General features: G+C 47.7%; 6 protein-coding genes. 2 read left to right on the forward strand and 4 right to left on the reverse strand.

Features of this window, described 5'->3' with window-relative positions:
- Positions 1 to 181: 181 nt before the first annotated feature.
- The 3 genes from ACR2PX_RS29130 to zapE form a co-directional block, all read right to left on the reverse strand.
- Complete coding sequence (locus ACR2PX_RS29130) at positions 182 to 562, reverse strand: hypothetical protein (RefSeq protein WP_434002857.1); 381 nt, start codon at positions 560 to 562, stop codon at positions 182 to 184.
- Between the two features lie 411 nt (positions 563 to 973).
- Positions 974 to 1,759 (reverse strand): SDR family oxidoreductase, encoded by a 786-nt coding sequence (locus ACR2PX_RS29135; protein ID WP_434002858.1) that lies wholly within the window; start codon positions 1,757 to 1,759, stop codon positions 974 to 976.
- Positions 1,760 to 1,832: 73 nt separating this feature from the next.
- On the reverse strand, positions 1,833 to 2,939 hold the full coding sequence (gene zapE / locus ACR2PX_RS29140; RefSeq protein ID WP_434002859.1) for a cell division protein ZapE: 1,107 nt from the start codon (positions 2,937 to 2,939) through the stop codon (positions 1,833 to 1,835).
- Between the two features lie 343 nt (positions 2,940 to 3,282).
- On the opposite strand from zapE, the gene ACR2PX_RS29145 reads away from it, so the two are divergent.
- Complete coding sequence (locus tag ACR2PX_RS29145; protein ID WP_434002860.1) at positions 3,283 to 3,774, forward strand: YhcB family protein; 492 nt, start codon at positions 3,283 to 3,285, stop codon at positions 3,772 to 3,774.
- A gap of 198 nt (positions 3,775 to 3,972) precedes the next feature.
- Here ACR2PX_RS29145 and trxB read toward each other — a convergent pair whose 3' ends face one another.
- The gene (gene trxB / locus ACR2PX_RS29150) at positions 3,973 to 4,923 is read right to left on the reverse strand and encodes a thioredoxin-disulfide reductase (RefSeq protein ID WP_434002861.1); all 951 of its coding nucleotides are present in this window, start codon (positions 4,921 to 4,923) and stop codon (positions 3,973 to 3,975) included.
- Between the two features lie 201 nt (positions 4,924 to 5,124).
- Between trxB and cysZ the strand changes: the two genes are divergently transcribed.
- On the forward strand, positions 5,125 to 5,856 hold the full coding sequence (gene cysZ, locus ACR2PX_RS29155) for a sulfate transporter CysZ (RefSeq protein ID WP_434002862.1): 732 nt from the start codon (positions 5,125 to 5,127) through the stop codon (positions 5,854 to 5,856).
- Positions 5,857 to 6,197: the final 341 nt, after the last annotated feature.

Here is a 6,197-nt window from a genome sequence, read left to right on the forward strand (position 1 = left end):
AAGAAGCTTTGCAGTCTGTTCACTCTGCTGTTCGTTGCGGGTTGAGAAAACCATGGGATAAAGGATAGTCGCTGCAAGGGAAAGGTATTATTCTCTTTCTCTGTCCAGCAGTTTTTTAGGAATTACACTGATTGATGGTAAGTAAAATTTTATTAGTATCTATAGGCCATTAAGTGTTGCTTTATTTCTCTGAAAAGCCATTTCTAAATTTATCTTTTGCAATGGAAGTTAATTGATCGATTTTATTACCCAGCTCTTCAAGCTCTGGTGAAAACAACCTCGACCCGGCACTCAGGAGTTTTCCTCCGATTTTTAGCCAGATGTTAAGAAACAGAAAAGTAAAAATCAGAGCAATAATCGATACATTGCCACCATCAGCTTTAATCTCATTGCCATTGAAAGAGACAATAAAGGGTTCTCCTGATTCTTCCGATAACAGTTGATAAATGCTGCCTTCGTTAAAATTGAGGATGTAGGTCTCAAAGTTTACAACCAGCAATATGAGCATTACAGAGCCTACGATAATCAGAAAGAGTCCGATTATTTTTCTTGCCTGTTCCATGTTATTAATCCGATATGCTGATTAAATTCTTGTTGTTTAGATGCTTTCAGGGAAGGGGGTAGATTACGTTTGTAGCGCTAAGAATTATTTTCATACCACTTCAGAGTTACAGATTATTCTGAAGCAAGGCTTTTAATCGACACGCTACCGCCCCGAGATTGACTGTTAAATATACAACAGTGGAGTTGCCTTCCCTGAACTCATTTTTACAGCATCCTGCTGCTTGTATTTTTGCGATATTCTGCCAGTCTTTTACATTGATGGATAGAAATATCTATGCTTTTCTTGCGGAATGTGTCGTCTTTCTCGAATTATGGCTGTGCAGAAGAAAATGTGGGGTGTGATGGGAGTGGTCTGAGATGAAATGATTTTAACCCTGCTCACCCAAATGGTAGAGCAGGGCAAGTTCGATTAAAGACCTTTCATTTTCCCGCCGTCTACCGTCAGACTGGAGCCAGTGATGTAGCTGGCAGCGTCAGAGAGCAGGAAAGCGGCTGCATTAGCAAACTCGTCCGGTTTGCCATAACGGCCCATGGGGATGGTGGACTCTGCGGCTTCTTGTACTTTGCCTGGAGTTGTCTCGCGGCGACCTGCCAGGAAAGTGTTCAGAGCATTAATACGATCCGTATGAATAGAGCCCGGAATCAGGTTGTTAATACGAATATTGTCTTCTGCCAGTTCCACGGACAAGCTTTTTACCAGACTGGCTACGCCTGAGCGCATCACGTTACTGAGCAGCAAAATATCAATAGGCTCTTTTATAGCCGAAGATGTCAGGGTCACAATGCTGCCACCCTGTACTTTAAGAGCAGGCAGGGCAGCCCGAATCATTCTGACAGAGCTGAGCAGGGTTTGCTCAAAGGCAGCTTGCCAGTCATTATCTTCCAGCTCAGTGAAAAAGCCCGGTGTAGGACCACCGGCGTTTACCAGCAAACCATCAATTCTGCCAAAGTCATTGAGAGTACTGTTGACCCAGCGCTGGATAGAATCCCCGTTTCTGGCATCAAAGATATAGCCTCTGACTTCAGCGCCGGTTTCGCTGCTGATGGTGGACGCAGCCTGGGCAATCCGCTCTTCGGATCGGCTGGCAATGGAAACCTGGGCGCCTTCGGCGGCCAGTCTGGAGGCAATCGCGTAGCCCAGTCCAGTACTGGCTCCAGCCACCATGAATACTTTTTCTTTTAGATTGAGATCCATTTTTTACTCCCAGGGTGTAGGTCCGTCAGTGCATGATTCGATGGTCAGGCTGGTTAAAGCTCAACATTGTGTATCATGACAGAATCGGGTCGTGAGGTTGCGACAGGTATTCTTTGGATTGCATCTCTTGCAGACGGCTGATGGTGCGCTGAAACTCGAAGTTCAGCTTGCCGCTGGTGTACAGTTCCAGCAGAGGCATCTCCGCAGTAAGAATCAGTTTGACGTTCCGGTCGTAGAATTCATCTACCAGGTTGACGAAACGTCTGGCCTGATCGTCTTTTTTCTCGCCCATTTGCGGCACGTTTTCCAGAATGACTGTCTGGTAAAGGCAGGCCAGCTCAATGTAGTCATTCTGACTTCTCGGGCCGTCACAAAGGGCTTCAAAACTAAACCAGCCAATGTCTTCGCAGGTACGTTCACTGCTGATTCTCCGGCCAGCAATCTCAATAATGTCTGCTTCCCGACAGTGGCTGATATCGGATACCAGGTCATTAAATGTTGTTTGCAGGTGGCTGTCAGCGTTTGCTCCAAGAGGGCTGAAGTAAGTTTCGGCTTTTTCCAGCAAGCGCAGGCGGTAATCGGTCCCGCCATCCACATTGACCACCCGTGTATATTCCTTCAGCTGGGCAATAGCGGGCAGGAAACGGGCGCGCTGCAGGCCGTCTTTATACAGCTCATCAGGTGCCACGTTGGAGGTGGCGACCAGAGTGATACCTTTCTGAAAGACTTGTTCAAACAGCCCGCCTAACAGCATGGCGTCGGTGATGTCGGATACAAAAAACTCATCAAAACAGATGATCCGGGTTTCAGCGGCCAGTATTTCTGCCACTTTATCCAGAGGGTTTTTCTCTCCCGACAGCTTTTTCAGCTCGCCATGAACCCAGCGCATAAAGTGGTGAAAGTGCATGCGCTTTTTCTCGGGGAACGGCAGGCAGTCGTAAAAGGTGTCCATCAAATACGTTTTACCCCGACCCACCCCACCCCAGAAGTAAAGCCCGCGAACGGTGTTGATTTCTTTGCTGGCAAAGGGGTTGATGCGCTTAATCAGGGAAGCACGAGGTGCTTCAGCAGTCAGTTGATCATAAAGATGCTGGAGGTGTTGAACCGCCTCTTCCTGAGCAGGATCGTAGCTGAAATTATCTTTTTTCAAGTCCTGCTGGTAACGAGATTCCGGGGTCATGCTAGTTGTTCAGTTCTTTTTACTATGGGCATTGATCACTTGTTTCATCCCCACAAGTGATGAAAAAAGCATCGGCTCATCCCGCTATCGGCCGACATAAGGATAAGCACACGTCATTTGAACAGGCCGGGAAGAGGAGCACAATGTAACCTTCTGGCCAAAGCAGGGCAAGGTGTGTTTTGGCATCCCGATGTTACACAACCCCTCTATACTTTGCGCACAAAAGATTATAACTTTGACAGGAGTATGAGGCTGTTTGGAAAGTAATGGATTATTTCCTCGATCCCTACTTTCCAAACAGCCTCTAAAGGACGTGGACTGTTCCACCTAAAGAGGCGATGCTGTGGAAGATGTGAATGTACTTTGGTTTGTAGGCAGTTTGGCATTTCTGGCGGGTATGGCCGGTGGTGCACTTTTGTACCATCTGCTGGCAGGTCCCCGTTCAGATCGAGGAAAAATGGAGAATCAGCTGAAAGATCTGGAAGCTGACTTCAAACAGTATCAGGACAGCGTAGCCGATCATTTCAACACCACGGCTCACCTGATCAACAAGCTGACAGACAGCTATAAAGATGTTTACGAGCACATGGCTAACAGCGCTGATGTTTTGTGTGAAGATGACAGCGTTAAGAACAAACTCAGTGACTCACTGATCAGTAGCAGTGCATTGCTTTCCGGGCAGATTCCCAAGCGTCGTACTGAACGTACCAAGCCGCTTGAGCAGCCACTGGACTACGCTCCCAAAACAGCCCCTGACGAGAAAGGTACCCTGTCTGAAGATTTCAGGGTAACTCCAGAAGCGGAAGAGGCGGCTAGTAGCCAGAAAACGTCCTGATCACCGATCAGTCTGAAAAAGCCTGCAAATCTGCAGGCTTTTTTATTTCACCTGCTTCTAATTTATCTGAGACTTCTTTTAATTCAGTCAAAATATTTTACAGATGACTGGAGGGTTAGTCCAGCTAAGCGCTGAACTCCAGTACGGTGTTGAAGCAGGAATAAAAGAAGGAGCCCCGCCAAAAGCGGGGCCAGAATATCAGGACAGGGAGTCGAGATATTTTTCTGCATCCAGGGCAGCCATACAACCTGTTCCGGCAGAAGTGATGGCCTGACGGTAAACGTGATCCATAACGTCACCTGAAGCAAACACGCCTTCTTTGGACGTCAGGGTAGCATTGCCCTCAGAGCCACTGTTTACTTTGATGTAGCCATCTTTCATATCCAGCTGGCCTTCAAAAATACCGGTATTCGGGGTGTGGCCGATAGCGATGAAGCAGCCCTCTGCCTGAATGTCACGGGTTTCACCGGTGTTCACATCCTTGATGCGTACACCAGTCACACCCATATCATCACCCAGTACTTCGTCCAGAGTGGCGTCCAAAGCCAGTCTCATGTTGCCGTTCTCAACACGATCCATCATCTTGTCCTGCAGGATCTTTTCTGCACGGAAACCCTGGCGACGGTGAATCAGAGTCACAGTCTTTGCGATGTTGGAAAGATACAGAGCTTCTTCAACAGCGGTGTTACCGCCACCTACTACGACTACGTCCTTGTTCTTGTAGAAGAAACCGTCACAGGTAGCACAGGCAGAAACCCCTTTACCCTTGAAAGCTTCTTCACTGTCCAGACCCAGGTAGCGGGCGCTGGCGCCGGTGCTGATAATCAGGGAGTCACAGGTGTAGGTTGCGCTGCCTTTCAGGGTGTAAGGTTTTTTGCTCAGATCAACTTCTTCGATATGATCAAAGATGATCTCGGTACCAAAACGCTCTGCATGGATACGCATGTCTTCCATCAGGCCTGGTCCCTGAAGACCTTCCGGGCCTCCTGGCCAGTTGTCCACGTCAGTAGTGGTAGTTAACTGCCCGCCCTGTTGCATACCAGTAATCATCACTGGCTTCAGGTTTGCCCGGGCAGCGTATACTGCAGCAGTGTATCCTGCAGGACCAGAACCCAGAATCAGCAGCGGGACGTGCTTGGCTTCACTCACATTTTACTCCTTGATCAGGAATGTCTGTCAGAAACTGAGATAATCTCTGGCAGTAAGGGATTCATAATTCGTTAAACTGTGTGAATAATAACGGCTTGTGTTGACGAGAACCAGATTCTCTTCAGTGATTGGCTTATATTCTCTATCAGCCTGACTGTTAGTTGTCAGCCAGCGTGTGAAACAACCTAAAGGAGCTTTGCTATGCCAACGCCTGCGCCGGAGAGTGGACCCGGTTATTTTTTCAGGGGTTTATCCTATCTTCCGAACCCGGCTATTCGCTGGTTTGTATTGATTCCCCTGACGGTCAATATTCTGGTGTTCGGTTTCCTGTTCTATTTTGGCCTTCAGCAAATGAATGGGCTGATGGCGCAACTGGTGAACTGGCTACCGGGCTGGTTGTCCTTCCTTGAGTTTCTGCTCTGGCCATTATTGTTCATGGCCATGCTGGGAGTGGTTTTCTTTACCTTTACCATTGTCGGTAACTTTATTGCTGCCCCCTTTAACGGACTGCTGGCCGAGAAGGTTCAGAACCTTCACGGCAAGACTGATTTGCCCGAATATGAGTTGAAGGACTGGCTGGTCCTGTTGCCTAGAACGCTGGGTCGGGAAGTAAGGAAATTGACGTACTACCTGCCTAAGGCAGTGATTTTGTTAATTTTGTCCTTCGTCCCCGTGGTCAACCTGATCACCCCGGTACTTTGGTTTTTGTTTAACAGCTGGATGATGTCGATTCAGTATTGTGACTATGCTGCAGATAATAGAGGTGTGTCGTTCAATGACATGCTGGATCGTTTGAAACAGGATCGCAACTACGTCTGGGGGTTTGGTGCAACAGTCACGCTGGTGATGCTGATTCCTTTTATTAACCTGCTGATTATGCCGGCCGCTGTGGTGGGTTCAACTCTGCTTTGGGAAGACAGAGTAGAGTCCTGATCTTTCCCTGCTCACTAGGAGCGTGGGCGTAAATAGACAGGTCGGCCTAAAGTCCAGTAGATCGGCCGGATTTTTCACTGAATTTGATTGAATAGGTCAACTATTCGCACAAATCCAGTGAAAAATCTGACTCGATCTACTGAACTTTATACTCGACCGCTATTCTCGCCCACGCTCCTAGAAAGCAGATCAGGTCGCTGTCTTTTTAACCCCATAAGGGTTTGAAACAGTATTGAGTAATCTATGATTATCTATCATAATCTCACACTATGGATAAGAGATTAGTCAAGATTGGTGAAGCAGCTCGCTTGCTGGGTACTGACCACTCAACATTGAGGAAG

This window comes from Endozoicomonas sp., assembly GCF_051008435.1.
GTDB lineage: Bacteria > Pseudomonadota > Gammaproteobacteria > Pseudomonadales > Endozoicomonadaceae > Endozoicomonas_A.

Bases quoted from the DNA above. Each gene is read 5' to 3' on its own strand.
- ACR2PX_RS29130 (WP_434002857.1), bottom strand. From the start codon at position 562: ATGGAACAGGCAAGAAAAATAATCGGACTCTTTCTGATTATCGTAGGC.
- ACR2PX_RS29135 (WP_434002858.1), bottom strand. From the start codon at position 1,759: ATGGATCTCAATCTAAAAGAAAAAGTATTCATGGTGGCTGGAGCCAGT.
- zapE (WP_434002859.1), bottom strand. From the start codon at position 2,939: ATGACCCCGGAATCTCGTTACCAGCAGGACTTGAAAAAAGATAATTTC.
- cysZ (WP_434002862.1), top strand. From the start codon at position 5,125: ATGCCAACGCCTGCGCCGGAGAGTGGACCCGGTTATTTTTTCAGGGGT.